The 16,034-nt window shown below is 67.8% G+C and carries 21 protein-coding genes; 10 read left to right on the top strand and 11 right to left on the bottom strand.

Translation table 11 applies throughout. The features are described 5' to 3' along the window. Positions 1-76 precede the first annotated feature (76 nt). The gene (locus OG474_RS27870) at positions 77-520 is read right to left on the bottom strand and encodes a MarR family winged helix-turn-helix transcriptional regulator (protein ID WP_405056542.1); all 444 of its coding nucleotides are present in this window, start codon (positions 518-520) and stop codon (positions 77-79) included. A 138-nt stretch (positions 521-658) separates the two neighbouring features. On the opposite strand from OG474_RS27870, the gene OG474_RS27865 reads away from it, so the two are divergent. The 4 genes from OG474_RS27865 (at position 659) to OG474_RS27850 (ending at position 2,620) form a co-directional block, all read left to right on the top strand. Next, the gene (locus OG474_RS27865) at positions 659-979 is read left to right on the top strand and encodes a DMT family transporter (RefSeq protein WP_391543224.1); all 321 of its coding nucleotides are present in this window, start codon (positions 659-661) and stop codon (positions 977-979) included. 27 nt (positions 980-1,006) lie between these two features. Then, positions 1,007-1,408, top strand: coding sequence for a DMT family transporter (locus OG474_RS27860; RefSeq protein WP_405056541.1), 402 nt, complete (start codon positions 1,007-1,009; stop codon positions 1,406-1,408). Between the two features lie 91 nt (positions 1,409-1,499). Then, positions 1,500-1,967: a nucleoside deaminase gene (locus OG474_RS27855; protein WP_405056540.1), complete on the top strand. Its 468-nt coding sequence runs from the start codon at positions 1,500-1,502 to the stop codon at positions 1,965-1,967. Positions 1,968-1,972: 5 nt separating this feature from the next. Then, complete coding sequence (locus OG474_RS27850) at positions 1,973-2,620, top strand: DsbA family protein (protein ID WP_405056539.1); 648 nt, start codon at positions 1,973-1,975, stop codon at positions 2,618-2,620. Here OG474_RS27850 and OG474_RS27845 read toward each other — a convergent pair. Genes OG474_RS27845 through OG474_RS27830 form a run of 4 tightly spaced genes read right to left on the bottom strand, consistent with a single transcriptional unit; the run spans position 2,617 to position 5,375 of the window. Next, positions 2,617-3,204: a hypothetical protein gene (locus OG474_RS27845; RefSeq protein WP_405056538.1), complete on the bottom strand. Its 588-nt coding sequence runs from the start codon at positions 3,202-3,204 to the stop codon at positions 2,617-2,619. The genes OG474_RS27850 and OG474_RS27845 overlap by 4 nt on opposite strands. Positions 3,205-3,206: 2 nt before the next feature. Beyond that, a complete protein-coding gene (rdgB, locus tag OG474_RS27840) occupies positions 3,207-3,812 on the bottom strand; it encodes an RdgB/HAM1 family non-canonical purine NTP pyrophosphatase (RefSeq protein WP_405056537.1) in 606 nt (201 codons plus the stop codon). Continuing rightward, positions 3,809-4,525 (bottom strand): ribonuclease PH, encoded by a 717-nt coding sequence (gene rph / locus OG474_RS27835; protein ID WP_405056536.1) that lies wholly within the window; start codon positions 4,523-4,525, stop codon positions 3,809-3,811. Before rph ends, rdgB begins: the two co-directional genes overlap by 4 nt. A gap of 10 nt (positions 4,526-4,535) precedes the next feature. Further along, a complete protein-coding gene (locus tag OG474_RS27830; RefSeq protein WP_405056535.1) occupies positions 4,536-5,375 on the bottom strand; it encodes an SGNH/GDSL hydrolase family protein in 840 nt (279 codons plus the stop codon). Positions 5,376-5,522: 147 nt separating this feature from the next. Here OG474_RS27830 and OG474_RS27825 point away from each other — a divergent pair, with 147 nt between their 5' ends. The 3 genes from OG474_RS27825 (at position 5,523) to OG474_RS27815 (ending at position 8,685) form a co-directional block, all read left to right on the top strand. Then, the gene (locus tag OG474_RS27825) at positions 5,523-6,695 is read left to right on the top strand and encodes a Gfo/Idh/MocA family protein (protein ID WP_405056534.1); all 1,173 of its coding nucleotides are present in this window, start codon (positions 5,523-5,525) and stop codon (positions 6,693-6,695) included. Between the two features lie 152 nt (positions 6,696-6,847). After that, the gene (locus OG474_RS27820; RefSeq protein ID WP_405056533.1) at positions 6,848-7,666 is read left to right on the top strand and encodes a hypothetical protein; all 819 of its coding nucleotides are present in this window, start codon (positions 6,848-6,850) and stop codon (positions 7,664-7,666) included. A 53-nt stretch (positions 7,667-7,719) separates the two neighbouring features. Continuing rightward, positions 7,720-8,685, top strand: a complete 966-nt coding sequence (locus tag OG474_RS27815) for a DNA glycosylase AlkZ-like family protein (protein ID WP_405056532.1) — start codon at positions 7,720-7,722, stop codon at positions 8,683-8,685. Here OG474_RS27815 and OG474_RS27810 read toward each other — a convergent pair. From OG474_RS27810 to OG474_RS27800, 3 genes are read right to left on the bottom strand one after another with little or no spacing between them, the layout of a single operon-like run. After that, positions 8,672-9,514, bottom strand: coding sequence for an alpha/beta fold hydrolase (locus OG474_RS27810; protein ID WP_405056531.1), 843 nt, complete (start codon positions 9,512-9,514; stop codon positions 8,672-8,674). The two genes, OG474_RS27815 and OG474_RS27810, sit on opposite strands and share 14 nt — an antisense overlap. Further along, positions 9,495-10,241 (bottom strand): MBL fold metallo-hydrolase, encoded by a 747-nt coding sequence (locus OG474_RS27805; protein ID WP_405056530.1) that lies wholly within the window; start codon positions 10,239-10,241, stop codon positions 9,495-9,497. Before OG474_RS27805 ends, OG474_RS27810 begins: the two co-directional genes overlap by 20 nt. Positions 10,242-10,251: 10 nt before the next feature. Then, positions 10,252-11,010 carry a TetR/AcrR family transcriptional regulator gene (locus OG474_RS27800; protein ID WP_405056529.1) on the bottom strand — a complete coding sequence of 253 codons (759 nt, stop codon included), beginning with the start codon at positions 11,008-11,010 and terminating at the stop codon, positions 10,252-10,254. A 75-nt stretch (positions 11,011-11,085) separates the two neighbouring features. Here OG474_RS27800 and OG474_RS27795 point away from each other — a divergent pair, with 75 nt between their 5' ends. Beyond that, positions 11,086-11,316 (top strand): hypothetical protein, encoded by a 231-nt coding sequence (locus tag OG474_RS27795; RefSeq protein ID WP_405056528.1) that lies wholly within the window; start codon positions 11,086-11,088, stop codon positions 11,314-11,316. On the opposite strand, the gene murI is transcribed toward OG474_RS27795, so the two are convergent. Genes murI through OG474_RS27780 form a run of 3 tightly spaced genes read right to left on the bottom strand, consistent with a single transcriptional unit; the run spans position 11,313 to position 13,322 of the window. Further along, positions 11,313-12,116 (bottom strand): glutamate racemase, encoded by an 804-nt coding sequence (gene murI, locus OG474_RS27790; RefSeq protein ID WP_405056527.1) that lies wholly within the window; start codon positions 12,114-12,116, stop codon positions 11,313-11,315. The genes OG474_RS27795 and murI overlap by 4 nt on opposite strands. 10 nt (positions 12,117-12,126) lie before the next feature. Continuing rightward, positions 12,127-12,918 carry a maleylpyruvate isomerase family mycothiol-dependent enzyme gene (locus OG474_RS27785; RefSeq protein WP_405056526.1) on the bottom strand — a complete coding sequence of 264 codons (792 nt, stop codon included), beginning with the start codon at positions 12,916-12,918 and terminating at the stop codon, positions 12,127-12,129. After that, positions 12,918-13,322, bottom strand: coding sequence for an ester cyclase (locus OG474_RS27780; RefSeq protein ID WP_405056525.1), 405 nt, complete (start codon positions 13,320-13,322; stop codon positions 12,918-12,920). The genes OG474_RS27785 and OG474_RS27780 overlap by 1 nt, the downstream gene beginning before the upstream one ends. 83 nt (positions 13,323-13,405) lie before the next feature. Here OG474_RS27780 and OG474_RS27775 point away from each other — a divergent pair, with 83 nt between their 5' ends. Both OG474_RS27775 and OG474_RS27770 read left to right on the top strand, forming a co-directional pair. After that, positions 13,406-15,508, top strand: a complete 2,103-nt coding sequence (locus OG474_RS27775; RefSeq protein WP_405056524.1) for an ATP-binding protein — start codon at positions 13,406-13,408, stop codon at positions 15,506-15,508. A 162-nt stretch (positions 15,509-15,670) separates the two neighbouring features. Then, a complete protein-coding gene (locus OG474_RS27770) occupies positions 15,671-16,030 on the top strand; it encodes a hypothetical protein (protein ID WP_405056523.1) in 360 nt (119 codons plus the stop codon). Positions 16,031-16,034: the final 4 nt, after the last annotated feature.

Below are 16,034 nucleotides of genomic sequence, written 5' to 3'. Positions count from 1 at the left end.
GCAGGATCATTGGTGCTTGCGCAGGCAAACAAAAACCCCCGCGCGCCGAGGGCGAGCGGGGGTCGGGGGTGCTGGGCTACGCGGTGCGCAGCGCCTGGACGGTCGAGGCGAGCTCGGGATCGGCGGCGAAACTGTTCAGCGCGGCCGAGAGGACCTCGACATAGGTGGCGTGCGCCAGCTGGTAGCGCTTGCGTCCTTCGTCGGTGATGACCGCGTAGACCCCGCGCTTGTCCGACGGGCACAGATCCTTGAACGCGAAGCCGGCCGTCTCCAAACGCCCTACCAGGCGGGTGATTGACGACTGCCCGAGGCCTACTTTGTCCGCGAGCTCCTGCATCCGCAGCTCGCTGGTCCCGGAGGCGACGAGGTGCTCGAGCGACCGATACTCCGACAGGCCGATGTGGTGCCGGCTCTGCAGCGCCGCGGCCAGCTCACGCTCGACCTGCGTATGCAGCGCGAGCACGCGATCCCAGGCACTGCGATCGGATGTGCGCGGCGGCGCGACCTGCGAGGTTGTCATGGAGCGCGGTCCTCCTCGATTGATTCTTGAACCAGAGTACATGCCCGTGCAACCTCTCGGGGTTTCCCTTGCCCGGGGCTTTGCCGTACAGTCCGGAGCATCGCTTGCATGTACAAGCAATTCTCTGGAGGACACCTCATGCACTGGCTTCTACTCGGCATCGCCGTCGTCTTCGAGGTCGTCGTGGCGATCGCAGCCGGCAAGGCCGACGGTTTCAAGAACCGCAAGTGGACGATCATCACGCTCGTCAGCGGCGCCCTCGGCACCTTCTTCCTCAGCCGTGCGCTGCTGACCTTCAACGTCGGCGTCGGCTACGCGATGTGGACCTCGATCTCCGGGATCGGCATCACACTGCTCGGCGTACTCGTCTTCGGCCAGAAGCTCAGCTGGCGGAAGGGGCTCGGCATCGCGGCGATCATCGCCGGCGTCGTCGGTCTCCAGCTCAGCGGCGCCGCGTAACCCTCCCCCTCGAAAGGAATCCTGCAGATGTCTTCGACCAGCCCCTCCGCAGCCAAGTCCTGGCTGATGCTCCTGCTCGCCGGTGTGTTCGAGATCGGCTACGCGCTCTCGGTCGGCGGAAGCCACGGCTTCACCCGCCTGACCTGGTCGCTCGTCGCCGTCGTGTTCTTCCTGCTCACGCTGTGGGCGCTGAGCGCCGCGCTGCGCACCATCGAGGTCAGCATCGGCTACGCCGTCTGGGCCGGGATCGGCGCAGCCGGTGCGGCGGCGCTGGGCCCGGTCTTCTTCGACCAGAGCCTCACCGTCGTCCAGTCCTTGTGGCTCGGCCTGATCGTCCTCGGGGTGATCTGGCTGAAGCTCGCCGACAAGTTCGACACCCCGAGGGCAGCCGTCGAGCAGCCGCAGGAAGCCCAGAACGCCGGCGTCTGAACGCGTTCCGTACGGCACCCCGGGGTAGCTCGCCCCCGTCCGGGCGGGCACTCCGGGCGTGCTCCCGTCACTACTCCCCCAAGGACACTGCATGCCGAACGACCAGCTGACTCCGCATGTGGCGGAAGCGATCCGGATCAGCCGCGCGCACGTCGCCGAAGGCGGCATCCCGTTCTCCGGGATCGTCGTACGGGACGGCCAGGTCCTGGGCACCGGCTTCAACCGGGTCCTCGAGGACGACGACCCGACCGCGCACGCCGAGGTCGTCGCACTGCGCGCGGCCGCGAAGAAGGCCGGCCGGTTCGGCGTCGCGGGAGCCACGCTGATCGCCTCCGGCGAGCCCTGCGCCCTGTGCTACCTGGCGGCGCTGTATTTCAGCATCGAGCACATCGTCTACGCGTCCGACCGCACGACGGCCGACCGCTACGGCTTCAACTACTCCAGCTCGTACGCCATCTTCGCCAACGACCCGACCACCTGGCCGATCAAGGTGACGCACGCCCCGCTCGAGGGCCACGAAGTCCCGTTCCAGGAGTTCATGACCGGCCGGAAAGGCTGACCCCGATGACTGACCAGGTCACGATCAAGATCTTCTCCGACTACGTCTGCCCGTTCTGCATGCTCGCCGAAGGACCGATCGAGGAGGCGACCAAGGACTTGTACGTCAACATCGAGTGGATGCCCTTCGAGCTGCGAGCGCACCCGCACCCCACCCTGCGCCCCGAAGACGACTACCTCCCCGCCATCTGGGCCCGAGCCGTCTACCCGATGGCCCGCGAGCTGGGCGTAGACATCACCCTGCCCACCGTCTCCCCCCAGCCCTACACGCACCTCGCCTTCGAGGGCTACCAGTACGCCGCCGACCACGGCAAGGGCACCGAGTACACCCACCGCATGTTCCAAGCCTTCTTCCAAGAAGACCAAGACCTAGGCAACCCCGCCGTACTAGCAACCCTGGCAGCAGAAATCGGCCTGGACGGCAACGCCTTCCGAGCCGCCCTGGACAACCGCACCTACCAGTCCAGACACCAAGAAGCCCTCCGCGAAGCCCAGACCCACCAAATCCAGTCCGTCCCCACCATCCTGGTAGGCACCACCCGCCTAGAAGGCGTCCCCACCCCCGCCGCCCTCCGCCAAGCCATCCTCAACACCCAAGCCGACCAACAACTAGCAGCAGCCTCCAAAACCACCTGCAACGTAGACGGCTGCTAGTCGAGGGTTTTGAGGTAGGCCGTTCCGCGGGGGGAGAGTTCGTAGCCGGTTTCCAGGCTGTGGGTGAGGCCTAGGTTTTTCAGTTTGCGGACGTCCAGTTTGAAGGGGGCGGTCTCGCGGCCGAGGGTGGCTGCGAGGTCGGCGGCTCGGGTGGCTGGTTTGGTGGCGATGAGGCGGAGGGTTTGGGTGGTCCAGGCGCCGTGGGGGTTGGTGGCGTCGAAGCGGGCCAGGCGGTCGGTGAGGTCGGCCAGGTCCTCGTCGGTGAGGTCTGTCTGGGCGGCCAGTTCTTCGCGGGGGTCCGGGCCTTTGACGAGGTGGAAGCGGATCAGGAAGGTCGGCCAGGACTCGTCGCCGCGGAGGCGGCGGAGGATGTCGCCGGCGTTGCTGCGGTCCGCGAGGGCGATGTCGGGATCGTTGTCGGCGATCAGCGCGGGGTTGATCTCGCTGACACTGTCGATCTGGATCCGGCCGGCGTTGGTGCGGTAGATCCGTCCCTCGACCACGCGGGCCTCGGACCAGCGGCGGTAGGCCGAGGTGATCCAGCCGTCCTCGACACCTTCACGGTCACGTCCGGCGAACAACATGCTCAGGCCCCCAATGCTTTCGCGACGATCGGGGCCAGCGCGCGCAAGGCCTTGCCACGGTGGCTGATCGCGTCCTTCTCTTCGATCGACAGCTCGGCCGTGGTCCGGTCGTAGCCGTCGGCCTGGAACAGTACGTCGTACCCGAAGCCGCCGGTCCCGCGAACCTCGTGGATCACGGAGCCGCGCATCTCACCCAGCACCAGCTCGTCAGCCGCGTGCGGACGCACGAACGCGACCGCGGCCACGAACGACGCACCGCGCCGCTCGTCCGGCACATCTTCGAGCTGACCCAGCAGCAGCTGGTTGTTCGCGTTGTTGTCTTTGGCCGGCCCGGACCAACGCGCAGACAGTACGCCGGGCATCCCGTTCAGCGCGTCGACGCAGATCCCGCTGTCGTCGGCGATCGACGGCAGTCCGGTCGCGGCCAGCGCGGCATGCGCCTTCAGCAGCGCGTTGCCCTCGAAGGTCGGCTCGGTCTCCGGCGGCTCCGGGTACGGCGGCACGTCGCCGAGCCCGAGCACCTCGATCCCCGGCACGATCGGCGTGAGGATCCGGCGCAGCTCCTCGAGCTTCTTCTTGTTGTTCGACGCCAGCAGAACGCGGGTCATCCGAGGGCCTCCTGCTGCAGCTTCGTGAGGTCCGCACAGCCGGCAAGTCCGAGCGACAGCAGGCTGTCCAGCTCGGCGCGGTCGAACGGCGCACCCTCGGCCGTGCCCTGCACCTCGATGAACTTGCCGTCGCCGGTGATCACCAGGTTCATGTCGGTCTCGGCCCGCACGTCCTCCTCGTAGCAGAGGTCGAGCATCGGGGCGCTGTCGATGATTCCGACGGAGACCGCGGAGACCGTGCCGGTCAGCGGCTCGCTCTTCAGCAGCTTGCGGTCACGCAGGAACGACACCGCGTCGGCCAGCGCGACGTACGCGCCGGTGATCGCCGCCGTCCGCGTGCCACCGTCAGCCTGCAGTACGTCGCAGTCCAGCAGGATCGTGTTCTCGCCGAGGGCCTTGTAGTCGATCACCGCACGCAGCGAACGCCCGATCAGCCGCGAGATCTCGTGGGTCCGGCCGCCGATCCGGCCCTTCACCGACTCACGGTCCGAGCGCGTGTTCGTCGACCGCGGCAGCATCGCGTACTCCGCGCTGACCCAGCCCAGCCCGGAACCCTTGCGCCACCGCGGCACACCCTCGGTCACGCTCGCCGCACACAGCACCCGCGTCTTGCCGAACTCCACCAGGACCGATCCTTCAGCGTGGTCAAGCCACTTCCGTGTCAGGGTTACCGGTCGAAGCTGGTCAGGGGTACGTCCGTCGATGCGAGCCATGGTTCAAACCCTATGCCTCCAGGCGTCTCACCTCCGCATTGGTGAGGGCACCGGAGGCGGGTCGGCGCTGGCTGACGGCCATCCGCGCGACGAACGGGACCAGGTCACCGGCGCGGCGGCCCAGCCACGGAACGCCCTCGCGAACCATCCAGACGGTGTCGGCCCACTTGCTCGGCGGCTTGTACGCACAATCCAGCTCAGGCGGTACGTCGATCCGCACGCCCCGCCGGGTCAGTTCGTCGGCGAACATCCGGGCCAGCTTGCGGTGGCCGAGCTCACCGGGGTGCATCCGGTCGATGCTCCAGAAGTCGCGCCGGTAGATCTCCGGGAAGTCGGCCATGTCGAGCCGGATCCCGCCGTACCGGCTGTAGAGGTCGTCGTAGGCGAGGTTGACCTGCTCGATCCGCTGCCACAGCGGCCGTCCGACCCACTTCGGCAGGCCGAAGATCTTGGCGTGGTCGTGGAACCGGACGGTGAGCAGCAATGCACCGCGCGCGGTCAGCGCCTCGGCACATGTGTGCAGCTGGTCGCGGATCCGGCCGGGGTCGAAGGAGGATCGCAGGGTGTCGTTGATCCCGACGATCAGCGAGGCGAGGTCGATCGGCCCGCTCCCGATCTCGGGGAGCTGCTCGGTCGCGACCAGATCCGTGGTCGCGCCACTGGTCGCGAAATTGGAGAACGTCACACGGTGGGAGCTGCCCAAGGAGTCGGCGAGCAGCGAGGCCCAGCCCCGCCACCCTTCCCCCGGGCGCGCGCCGGCACCGGAAAGGTCGGTCGTACTGCTGCCGTTCATCGGGTCCCCGACCCCAACTGTGGTCGAGTCCCCCAGTGCCACGTAGTGGAGGCTCACATTCCGTCATGGTGACGACACGCGGCGAGGTGCCGCTGTCGGCTGGGTGACCAGGAAGGCAATTTCATACAGAGGACAGGTGATTGAAGGACGGAACTGCTCGGAGTTAGGGTGATTCAAACAACTATGTGCAGGAGTTGCTGGCTGATGACTGATCTTCGACTCGGCGTGGTGGGACTCGGTGCCCGCAGTTACCTCGCGGGATACGCACACCGGCCCGGCGAGGGCAGCGCGATCGTCGCCGTGGCCGACCCGGTCGCCGCGCAGCGGGACCTCGCTCTGGAGAAGTACCCGGAGGCGACCGCGTACGCCGATCACACCGAGCTGCTCGACCAGAAGCTCGACGGCGTCTTCCTGACCACCCCGGACGACCTGCACGAGGGTCCGGCGGTCGACTTCCTCGGCGCCGGGATCCCGGTCTTCGTGGAGAAGCCGCTGGCGATCACCACCGAGGGCTGCGACCGCGTCCTGCAGGCGGCCTACGAGTCCGGCGCCCGCCTGTACGTCGGTCACAACATGCGCCACATGCCCGTCGTACAGACCATGCGCCAGCTGATCCTGGACGGCGCCATCGGCGACGTGAAGGCGATCTGGTGCCGGCACTTCGTCGGCCACGGTGGCGACTTCTACTTCAAGGACTGGCACGCCGACCGCCGTCGTACCACCGGGCTCCTGCTGCAGAAAGGGGCCCATGACATCGATGTGATGCACTGGCTGGCGGGAGGCTACACCAAGCGCGTCAACGCGATGGGCGCCCTGACCCTGTACGGCGGGATCGAGGACCGGCTCGATCGGACCGGCCAGCGGTTCTCCGATTTCGTCAGCTCGGACAACTGGCCCCCGCTGGAGCAGAAGGGCCTCGCCCCGGTGATGGACGTCGAGGACCTCTCGATGGCGAACCTGCTGCTGGACAACGGGGTCTTCGTCACCTACGAGCAGTGCCACTACACGCCGGACTACTGGCGCAACTACACCGTCATCGGCACCCACGGCCGCCTGGAGAACTTCGGCGACACCGCCGGCGGCGTGGTGAAGGTCTGGAACAGCCGCCGTTCCGGGTACCGCGAGGACGCCGACATCGTGGTCGAGATCGCCGGCGAGACCGAGCACCACGGCGGCGCCGACCCGCACCTGGTCAACGAGTTCCTCACCTTCGTCCGCGACGGCGGTACAACGTTGACCTCCCCGATCGCCGCCCGCGCCGCGGTCGCCGCCGGGGTCGCGGCCACCAACTCACTCCGGTCGAACGGCGTACCAATCGACGTACCGGACCTCGATCCGACCCTGATCAGCTACTTCGACAACGGCCAGGTGCGGTGAGGTAGCATTTCTGACGTGACCAGGAACATCATGCGAATGCTGAGCCCTCGATACGGAGGATCCTCGGCCGCGTAGTCACGCGTGCTTGCAGCGAGAGGCCTCCCTGTCGGGGGGCCTCTTCTCATTTCTGCAACCACCCCAGGAGACCTCGCATGTACCCGATCACCTACCTGACCGACTGTTTCGACGGCAACGCCCGCGCGCGGCTCAGCACCCGCATCGGCGCCCTCTTCGGGCAGTCCCCCACGATCATCGCGCTCGACGGCCCGGACCCCGAGTCGTTCGCGGCCTTGACTCTGCTCGACTGCCTGAGATCGACGGAGTCCCTGGGTGAGGCCGGCCACCCGACCATCACCCTGCTCAACCTCGCGCCCCGCGACGGCGGCTGGCCGAACGGCGTCCCGTTCTGCTTCTTCCACTACGGCAAGCACCTCGTCGCCAGCACGTTCAACCCGCGGGCGCTGGCGCTGGTACGGCGGGAGCTCGGGATCACCGAGGTCTTCGTGACCGACATCGCCGAGGTGCTGGCGGCAACCGACTTCGACCCGATCGAGGCCCAGCGCATCACCAACACCCAGTTCCGCAGCCTCTGGTACCTGCCCCTGCTGGCGAAATGGGTCGCCGACGGCCGCGCGGTCCCGGCCACCCGGACCGCGATTCCCGACACTCCGGACGTAGGCCCGATCGTGACCGTCGTCGACAATTTCGGCAACTGCAAGCTCGATCGCGCGCCCGAGGAGATCAAGCTGCCGGGTGTACATCGCTATCCGCACCTGACCGCCGTACCGCGCAACGAGCCCGGGCTCATCCCGGGCAGCTCAAACGTGGCCGAGCTCGTGATCCGCGGCGGTTCGGCGGCGAGCCACTTCGGCCTGCAGCCGGGCGATGCCATCGGGATCGCGGACCGCCAACACTCACCAATTCGCGTCGCGGCTGGTCCGGCACGCTCAGGCGGGGGCCGAAACTCCTGACGGAAGGCAGTTGGTGAGTGGGGGCGGTCCGCCCAACCTGCTAGACAACGGGTATGACTGCGCTCCGGATCGACTACCAGCAGGCGGTTCGGTATCGGCTGGCGGTGAATCGGCTGAGTGAGCGGTTGCCGAGCGGTTCGTATGTGAAGGCCGCTCGGTACGGGCTGCAGGACACGGCGCCGCGGGACGCGTTGGTTGGGCTGCATGCGCGGGTGGACTCGTGTGAGCCTGAGGCCTGGGAGGCGCCGGGGTTGGTGCAGACGTACAGCCCGCGGGCGGCGGTCTATGTGCTGCCTGCGGATGATTTCGGCGTGTTCACGATCGGCCGGATTCCGCTCGATCCTGTGGAGCAGCAGAAGGTGGCGCAGTTGGCCGATCGGATCTGCGGGGAGTTCGCGGGAGCAGAGCGGCGGCGGGGGCATCCGGAGTTGCGGGGTGCTTGTGCGACTGGGCGGTTCGTTCTGCGGTGGACGACGAGTGCCTTGTACGCGCGGGAGGTCGCGGCACCGGAGATCGACTTTCGTGAGGCCCACCTGGAGTTGTGCCGTCGGCATGTGCGCGCATTCGGGCCGACTACCGTGGAGACGTTCAGCTGGTGGGCAGGCTTGTCGCGGCCTGACGCGCGGACCGTGTGGAGCTGGCTGGACGACGAGCTGTTGCCGGTCGAGCTGGAGGGACGAGCCGCAGCGATCCTCGCTGCCGACGAGGACGCCGTACGGTCAGCGCCTGCCGTGACGGGTGCACGGTTTCTAGTGGCTTCGGATCTGCGGTTGTTCGGGGCGGACCGCTACGGGTTGTTCGCCGGGCCCGGGCAGAAGTCCCGGATCGAGTTGAACGATTGGCATCACCCGCATGGGTTGATGGTTGACGGCAAGATTCGCGGCGCCTGGGGACGTCGGCAGGGAGCGGTCGAGCTGCGAGTAGCGGGTGTGCTCAATGCTGACGAGCGGGCCGCGGTCGAGGCGGAGGCGTTGTCGATGCCGATCCCTGGCGCCACGATGTCGATCAGGGTGTCTTGAGCACCACGGCGCGAAGGATTTCGCGGACGGCGGCCGGCTGCTCGCGCCACGGTGAGTGACCGGCGTCCGGGATCAGGTGGAACGCCGGCTGCTGAGCGTGTTCGGCCAGAGCCTGTACGGCGGTGTGCGGGCGCGGGTCACCTTCACCGTGGATGAACGTGATCGGCGCGGGGATCGCGGCGACGTCGTCGGACTTGCGACTGTCCGGCCAGCTGTTGATTTCGCTCATGAGGGTGCGATTCACGGTCCAGTTGATCGGCAGGTCGACGGAAGCGTCCTCGAGGGCCCACTCCATCGCATGCTCGGGATCCGCGTTGTCGGGGAACCAGGCCAGCACCCGGAATTCGATCTCCTCGGCGCGACTCCGAGGACGACCACCAAGGTTCTCCAGGCGGGCGACCTGCTCCGGGGTCATCCGCTGATCGCGGACCGCGGCCTCGCCCGTCCGCCAGTCACCGATGCCGACCCCGTCGAGGTAGACCACTGCGGCCACGTGCTCGGGATACAGCGCGGCGTAGGTGACGGCCAGGGTGGCGCCGAAAGAGTGGCCGATGACAACGATCTTGTCGTGGCCCCAGAACGCCCGCAGTTCATCGATGTCCTGGGCCCAGCGCGCCATCGACAGGTCGTCGGACGCGCCGGATCGGCCGCAGCCCCGCTGGTCGAACCGATGCACGACGGTCAGATCGTCGACCATCCCTGCGAGCCTTGCATGGTCGTCCCAGGTACCCGGACCACCATGAAGGATGATCACCGGCGCGGCGGCAGGGGTCGCCGTACCGGTTGTTGCGGTCCACAACGGGACTTGGTCAGATGTCGAAAACTGCATGTGGGGTCGCAATCTCGATCGGTCCCGAATAGGTGCGCCGGGCGTTCTCAGCTTGGGTCACCCGGTTGTACCACGGCGGGACGTGCGTGATCACGAGCTTTTTCACACCGGCCTTCTTGGCATGTTCGCCGGCGTCGGACGGGGTCAGGTGCAGGTCGACCGGGTTGTTCGGATTCTCGTCCTGCAAGGCGGCCTCGGACAGCAGCAGGTCGGCACCGCGAGCCAGCTCGATCAGTGCGTCGTTCGGCCCGGTGTCACCCGTGTACACCAGCACCTTGCCGGCGTACTCGACGCGAATCGCGTACGCCGGGACCGGGTGCACCATCGGTGCGGTCCGGACCGTGAACGGGCCGATCTGCTGAGAGTCCTGCCAGGTATGGAATTCCAGCTCCTCCTCCATGCCGGGATCGACGGGAAGGTCATAGGCCAGGGCCATCCGCTCCGCCGCACCGGGCGGGGCGAACACGGGGATGCGGGGAATCGGTGAACCCGGTGCGTACTTCGCCGCGACATAGAGGCCACACAGGTCCATACAGTGGTCAGGATGCAAGTGGGACAGGCCGATCGCGCCGATCTGCGGGACGGCAAGGTGCCGCTGGAGCGATCCGAGAGCACCACTGCCGAGATCGAGGACCAGGTGGAAATCCTCGGCAGTGACCAGATAGCTCGAGGCGGCCGAGTCCGGCCCGGGGACGGACCCGGAGCAGCCGAGCACGGTGAGCTTCATATCTTGAAGATTACCGGCGGGTTGCCGGGTTCGCAGGAGAACCGGTCGCGTCGCGGAAGAGCTGATCCAGTTGCCTGGCTATGATTTCGCGCACATCACGGGCAGATCTGGTGCCGAGGACAACATCCAGGGCGAGCCCGGTCACAGCGGAGACCAGCACGTCGGCGGTCGAGGTGACATGGACGCCGGGGCGCAGTCGCTCCTGCTCCTCGGCGTACCGCAGGACGAGGGCGACGAAGTCCTCGAGCGAGCGATCGCCGCTCAGGAAGACCGCGGCCAGCGCGGGATCGCTCAGGCTCCGCGCGAAGTAGCCGGTCATCGCGCGCAGGCTCAGCCGCCGGTGCGCGTCGAGCGGGAGGAATTCGTCCAGGATCGCGCGCAGCAAGGCTTTCGGGTCGGTCAGGTCGGCCTGGATCCGGCCGGCCGCGAGCTGTTCGTTGGTGCGATGCAACAACTCCAGCGAATCGACGAGCAGCTGGTGCTTGGTTCCGAAGTGATGTTGCACAACGCGCACCGACACCCCGGCAGCCGCCGCCACCGATCGCATGCTGACCGCGTCCAGCCCCTGGTCGGCCGCGATCCGCCACACCACCTCGGCGATCTCGGTACGGCGCTCGGTCCGGCGGTCGCTCTCGGGAACCTCGGCCACGGGTGTCCGCCGAGCGCGGTAAGCCTTGGCCTGACAGGCCCGCGAGCAGTAGACCGGCCGCCGGCCACGCTCCGGCGGACTCAGCGGCTGTCCGCAGACCCGGCACATTTCATCACGCACGACCCCAGTCTATTCGTGACGTAATGGCAGTTTTCAAGACTAAAGTCGCACTCGACCGTTGGTACGGTCGTATCCATGAACGAGGGAATGTACCGACTGGTGATGTTCGTGGTGGCGTTCTTGGGGATCTGGGAGGGCATCGTCGCGCTGATCTTCCGGCTCTGGACCGACAAGGGACCGAGCGTGCTCACCGCCGCCAACTACCTGGACGCGCCGTGGTGCTACGTCGTCGCCGCGGGGACGATCGTGGTGGCATTCATCCTGCTGGCGGTGCTGGAGCAGGGTCGGGCGCGGGCAGAGGCCTAACGCACCCAGGCGAACTGGTCTACTCCGGACAGGACCGGGCCGAGGAAGCGGGAGCCGATCGCCTCGAACTCGGCCGGCGTACCGGTGGTGACGAAGCGATGCTTGGGCTCGGCCAGGTCGTCGGCACGGAGCAGTCCGGTCTTGGTCAGCACGCCGTACACATCCTTGGCGCACTCCTCCGCGCTGCTGACCAGCGTGACGCGGTCACCGACGACGTACTGGATCACGCCGGTGAGCAGCGGGTAGTGCGTGCAGCCGAGGATGAGCGTGTCGACCCCGGCCTCGACCAGCGGGTCCAGATACTCATGGGCCGCCTCCAGCAACTCCGGACCCGAGGTCACCCCGGACTCGACGAAGTCGACGAACTTCGGGCAGGGCCGCGTGATCAGCTCGACCTGCGGCGCCGCGGCGAACGCGTCGTCGTACGCCAACGAGGTCGCCGTGGCATGGGTGCAGATCACGCCGACCTTCTGATTGCGCGTCGCCGCAACCGCCCGCCGAGCCGCCGGCAGAATCACCTCGACCACCGGTACGTCGTACCGCTCGCGAGCATCTCGCAACATCGCGGCACTGGCCGAGTTGCAGGCGATCACCAGCATCTTCACCCCGGCCTCGACCAGGTGATCCAGGCACTCGAGCGCGTACTCACGAACCTCAGCGATCGGCTTCGGCCCGTACGGCTGGCGGGCCGTGTCGCCGAGATACAGGATCGGCTCATGCGGCAACTGATCCAGCACCGCGCGGGCGACGGTAAGACCGCCGAAGCCTGAATCGAAGATCCCCACCGGCGCGTCTGTCACCCAGCAGAGTTTACAACTCCCAGCGCGCGTGATTTCGCCAGTAGTCGAGCAGCGCCGGGTCACCCGCCAGCTGAACATCGGTCGGCGGGGTCCGGTTCCAGAGCGTGAGGTAGACAGCGCTGGCCGGCCCAACGAGGCGGAGGTCGACCGGACCACCGCTGTCCGGCGCGACGGTGCAGTCCGCCGGGCCCACATGGAGCAGCGAGCCGGCGGCCGCGATGGTGAACCCCGGATCGGCCCGGAGGCTCAGCGCGGTGAACGCCAGCAGCTCGGCGATCCCGTCCCGGGCGAACGCCGCCTCGTACGGCGTGATCTCGGCACCGGCCGCGAGCTGCACATCGGCCCGGTGGATCGCGGTCTCATGGGCGTTGCGGCGGGCCCAGAACAGCAACGGCGACTCGGCCGGCAGGAAGCTGAAATAGGCGGTCTGCGGGTCCGCGGCCAGGAAGGCTTCCGCGAGCTCAGCCCTGGTTCCGGCGTACCAATCGACCAGATCGGTGCCAGCGGGCGGCGATACGAACCAGCTCTGCTTCGCGGCCTCAGTGGGCGGATGCGGATTCCCCGTGCGCAGGTAGTCGGTGACACCCCGCGCCAAGCCACCGACGTGCTTGAGCAGTCCGCCAACCGTCCAGCCCGGACAAGTCGGTACGGCGGCATCCAGGCCGGCCGCCAGCGCTGCCTCGACAAGCCGCTGCGACTCCAGCTGTGACGTGGCCAGGTACTCCGCGAACCCGACCGCGCGCTCCGCCCCACTCTCGCCCGAGACATCGCTGCCGTCCCGAAGAACTCGGTACGCCGCCATCATCGGGCTCCTAGCTGCCGCAGTACGCCGAGGTCGTCGCGGCTGGCCCAGTGTTCGGCGATCAGGCCGTTCTCCAGCCGGAACAGGTGGAAGTGCCGCCAGATGATCGGCGTACCGGCCGGCTCGATTCCACTCAGGAACGGCAGCCGGGAGCCCTGGTGCGAGCCGGTCAGGTCGAGCTTGACCGTGACCAGATCGTGCTCGGCGATCAGCACCGGGCCGGTCCACTGCCAGTCCGGGAAAGACTCCCCGATCCAGCTGAAGACCTCCTTCCACCAGGCGATCCCGGCGTTGCCGCTGACGTGGTCGACCGTGTCCGCGGTGAACAGTTCATCGAACACCTCGAGCTTGCGGTCGTTGCCGGCCTCGACCCACCGCCGTACGACGGTCTTGTTCTGCTCCATGCCTACGAGCATCCGCCGGGACGCGCCCGGTCGCCACCGACAAACGCCCCGACAAACACCTGGGCGACGACTACGCTTTCCAGGTGGCAGCTGGGGAGTTCGGGGATCTGCTTCGGCACTTCCGGCAGCGGGCGGGGCTCACGCAGGAGGAGCTGGCCGACCGGTCCGGGGTGAGCGTCGACGCGATCGGCCTGCTCGAACGCGGCGAACGGCAGCGCCCACAACGCCGTACCCTCGCGATCCTCGCCGACGCGCTGACCCTCGGCCCCGCGGACCGGGAACGGTTCGAGGAGGCCCGCCGAGGATCCCGGCTGGTGCAGGCCGCGGAGACGCTGCGGGTGCCGATCCCGGCCGGTGCGCTGCTCGGCCGCGACGCGGAACTTGCCGAGGCGACTGAGCTACTGGCCGATCCGGCGACCCGGCTGCTGACCCTGACCGGCCCGGGCGGAGTCGGCAAGACCAGGCTCGCGATCGCCATCGCGGCCGAGCTCGCCGACGTGGTCTTCGTCCCGCTGGCCGACCTCCGGACCCCGGAGGCCGTGGCCCCGCAGATGCTGCGCTCACTCGGTCTCAAAGAACACCCCGGTACGCCGCCCGCCGAGCGCCTCGCCACCGCGTTACGGGCAACCGGGACCGTGCTGCTCGTGGACAACTTCGAGCACCTCCCCGAGGCCGCCGCGCTGGTCGCGGACCTGCTCGCGACCTGCCCGGATCTCCGGGTGCTGGCGACCAGTCGAACCGCACTACAGGTCGGCGCCGAACGGCTCCTGGCGGTCCGGCCGTTCGTGATCCCGGGATCCTTGCCGACCGACGCGGTCGACCTTCCAGCGCTCCGGATCTTCGCCCGCCGCGCGAGTTCCGCCGTACCGGGATTCGTCCTGACGCCCGACCAGATCGACCCGGTGGCGGCGATCTGCCGCCGGGTCGACGGACTGCCGTTGGCAATCGAGCTGGCCGCGCCCTGGCTGCGCGTGCTGACTCCGGCCCAACTGCTGGCCCAGCTGAGCGATCTCGAACTGCTCGCGGGTGGCGCGCGCGATCTGCCCGAGCGGCATCGCACTCTGCGCGACACACTCGAGTGGAGCAGCCGGCTGCTGACCGAGCGGCAGCGCGAAATCCTCGCCGGGCTGTCGGTCTTCACCGGAGGCTTCACCACGGAGGCAGCGCTCGCGGTCACCGGCGCCGGGCTGCCCGATTTCGTGGCGTTGATCGACGGCAGTCTGGTGACGCCTGAGCCCGAGCGGTTCCGTCTGCTGGAGACGGTTCGGCAGTATGCGACCGAGCAGCTCGAACCGGCCGGGCACGCGCGCTTCGCCGCACTGCACGCGGCGTATTTCCTCGAGTTCGCCGGCCGGGCCGAGCTGGTCGGACCAGCCGAGAACGCTTGGAAACAACGGCTTGCGGCCGACGATGCGAACCTGCGAGCCGCGGTTCAGTACACCTTGGCGAGCGGTGACACCGCGCGCTCCATCGAGTTTGCCCGCTATCTGTGGCGGTACTGGGGCTGGACCGGGCAGATCACCGAGGCGGACGGCTGGCTGGCACAGGTTCGGGCCCTCCTCGACGCGACCGTCGAGCCGCTGGTGCGAGCCGAGGTGCTGCTCTGGAGCGCGACCGTGGCCCGGCTGCTCGGGCACTTCGATCAGTCGGAGCAGCTCTGTCACGAATGCCTGGCGCTGGAGCCGGAGACCGGGCATGCTCCCACCCTGGTCGCTGCCGAACACAACCTCGGCATCCTCTGCTACGAACTCGGCCGGTACGACGAAGCCGCGGCCTACTACCGGTCAACGGTCGGCAACGCCCGCCGGACCAGCAGCGGCTACGGCCTGCCGTTCGGCCTGGTCAGCCTCGGCGACGCGGAGTGGCGGCTGGGGCATGCGGAGAACGCGCGATCGTCGTACCTGGAAAGTCTGGAAGGGTTTCGGCGGATCGATCATGACCGCGGGATCGCACAGGCCCTGCTCGGATTGGGACGGCTGGCCGCGGACAGTGCTGACCTGGACGAGGCCCACGACAAAATTGCCGAGGCCATCCGGCTGACGGCCGGGCAGCGTGACCCGCTGACGGCTGACTGCCTGGAGGCTCTTGCGGCGTACTACGACGCGGTGGGTGCCGCCGAACCGGCAGCCGAGGCGGCCACGGCGGCGCGGATTCTGCGCGACGAGATTGGCGCGGTCTCTTCCTGAGCCGTAACCAGGGCCGGATTCGGGTCGTTCAAGAAGACACCCAGTCCCTTCTCTTGAAACGACACGCCGAACCTTGTCCACATCTTTACGTTATGCAATTGCCAACAGCCGTGATCCGGGTCACTCTGGACCGATGTTCGTCCGACCCGCCCTCGAGCTGCCATGACTCTGGCGCATCACTTCGTGGCGGTGCTCAGCAGCACCGCCGGACCGAATCCGCAACCTGATCACGTCTCCGCCTCCGGGCAGGCCGCGAACCAGGCTGCCGAGACCAACAGCACGGCCGCAGACATCGCGTCGTCCCTCGGGACGACCGGGACCCTGTTGCTGGTGCTGATGGCGGCGTTCTTCTTGTACGTCGTCTCGCTGTCGCTGCACCCGAACGCCAAATGCAATCGCTGCAAGGGCGCCGGGCGTCATCACGGTGGCATCTTCAGTTATGCCCAACGACCCTGCACGAGCTGCAAGGGACGCGGTGTCCATCCCCGGATCGGCCGCCGGATCCTCTTCAAATCCCCATAAGAAC

Origin of the sequence: Kribbella sp. NBC_01505, assembly GCF_045040285.1 — a bacterium.
Taxonomy (GTDB): domain Bacteria; phylum Actinomycetota; class Actinomycetes; order Propionibacteriales; family Kribbellaceae; genus Kribbella.
The sequence above is the reverse complement of the archived record's forward strand: the minus strand, read 5'-3'. Positions and strand labels throughout refer to the sequence as shown.

Coding starts and splice junctions, on each gene's coding strand:
- OG474_RS27815 (WP_405056532.1), top strand. CDS start 7,720: ATGACTGCGCTCCGGATCGACTACCAGCAGGCGGTTCGGTATCGGCTG.
- rdgB (WP_405056537.1), bottom strand. CDS start 3,812: ATGACCCGCGTTCTGCTGGCGTCGAACAACAAGAAGAAGCTCGAGGAG.
- OG474_RS27795 (WP_405056528.1), top strand. CDS start 11,086: ATGAACGAGGGAATGTACCGACTGGTGATGTTCGTGGTGGCGTTCTTG.
- OG474_RS27825 (WP_405056534.1), top strand. CDS start 5,523: ATGACTGATCTTCGACTCGGCGTGGTGGGACTCGGTGCCCGCAGTTAC.
- OG474_RS27785 (WP_405056526.1), bottom strand. CDS start 12,918: ATGGCGGCGTACCGAGTTCTTCGGGACGGCAGCGATGTCTCGGGCGAG.
- OG474_RS27810 (WP_405056531.1), bottom strand. CDS start 9,514: ATGCAGTTTTCGACATCTGACCAAGTCCCGTTGTGGACCGCAACAACC.
- OG474_RS27770 (WP_405056523.1), top strand. CDS start 15,671: ATGACTCTGGCGCATCACTTCGTGGCGGTGCTCAGCAGCACCGCCGGA.
- OG474_RS27855 (WP_405056540.1), top strand. CDS start 1,500: ATGCCGAACGACCAGCTGACTCCGCATGTGGCGGAAGCGATCCGGATC.
- OG474_RS27860 (WP_405056541.1), top strand. CDS start 1,007: ATGTCTTCGACCAGCCCCTCCGCAGCCAAGTCCTGGCTGATGCTCCTG.
- OG474_RS27820 (WP_405056533.1), top strand. CDS start 6,848: ATGTACCCGATCACCTACCTGACCGACTGTTTCGACGGCAACGCCCGC.
- OG474_RS27845 (WP_405056538.1), bottom strand. CDS start 3,204: ATGTTGTTCGCCGGACGTGACCGTGAAGGTGTCGAGGACGGCTGGATC.
- OG474_RS27865 (WP_391543224.1), top strand. CDS start 659: ATGCACTGGCTTCTACTCGGCATCGCCGTCGTCTTCGAGGTCGTCGTG.
- rph (WP_405056536.1), bottom strand. CDS start 4,525: ATGGCTCGCATCGACGGACGTACCCCTGACCAGCTTCGACCGGTAACC.
- OG474_RS27850 (WP_405056539.1), top strand. CDS start 1,973: ATGACTGACCAGGTCACGATCAAGATCTTCTCCGACTACGTCTGCCCG.
- OG474_RS27805 (WP_405056530.1), bottom strand. CDS start 10,241: ATGAAGCTCACCGTGCTCGGCTGCTCCGGGTCCGTCCCCGGGCCGGAC.
- OG474_RS27870 (WP_405056542.1), bottom strand. CDS start 520: ATGACAACCTCGCAGGTCGCGCCGCCGCGCACATCCGATCGCAGTGCC.
- OG474_RS27780 (WP_405056525.1), bottom strand. CDS start 13,322: ATGGAGCAGAACAAGACCGTCGTACGGCGGTGGGTCGAGGCCGGCAAC.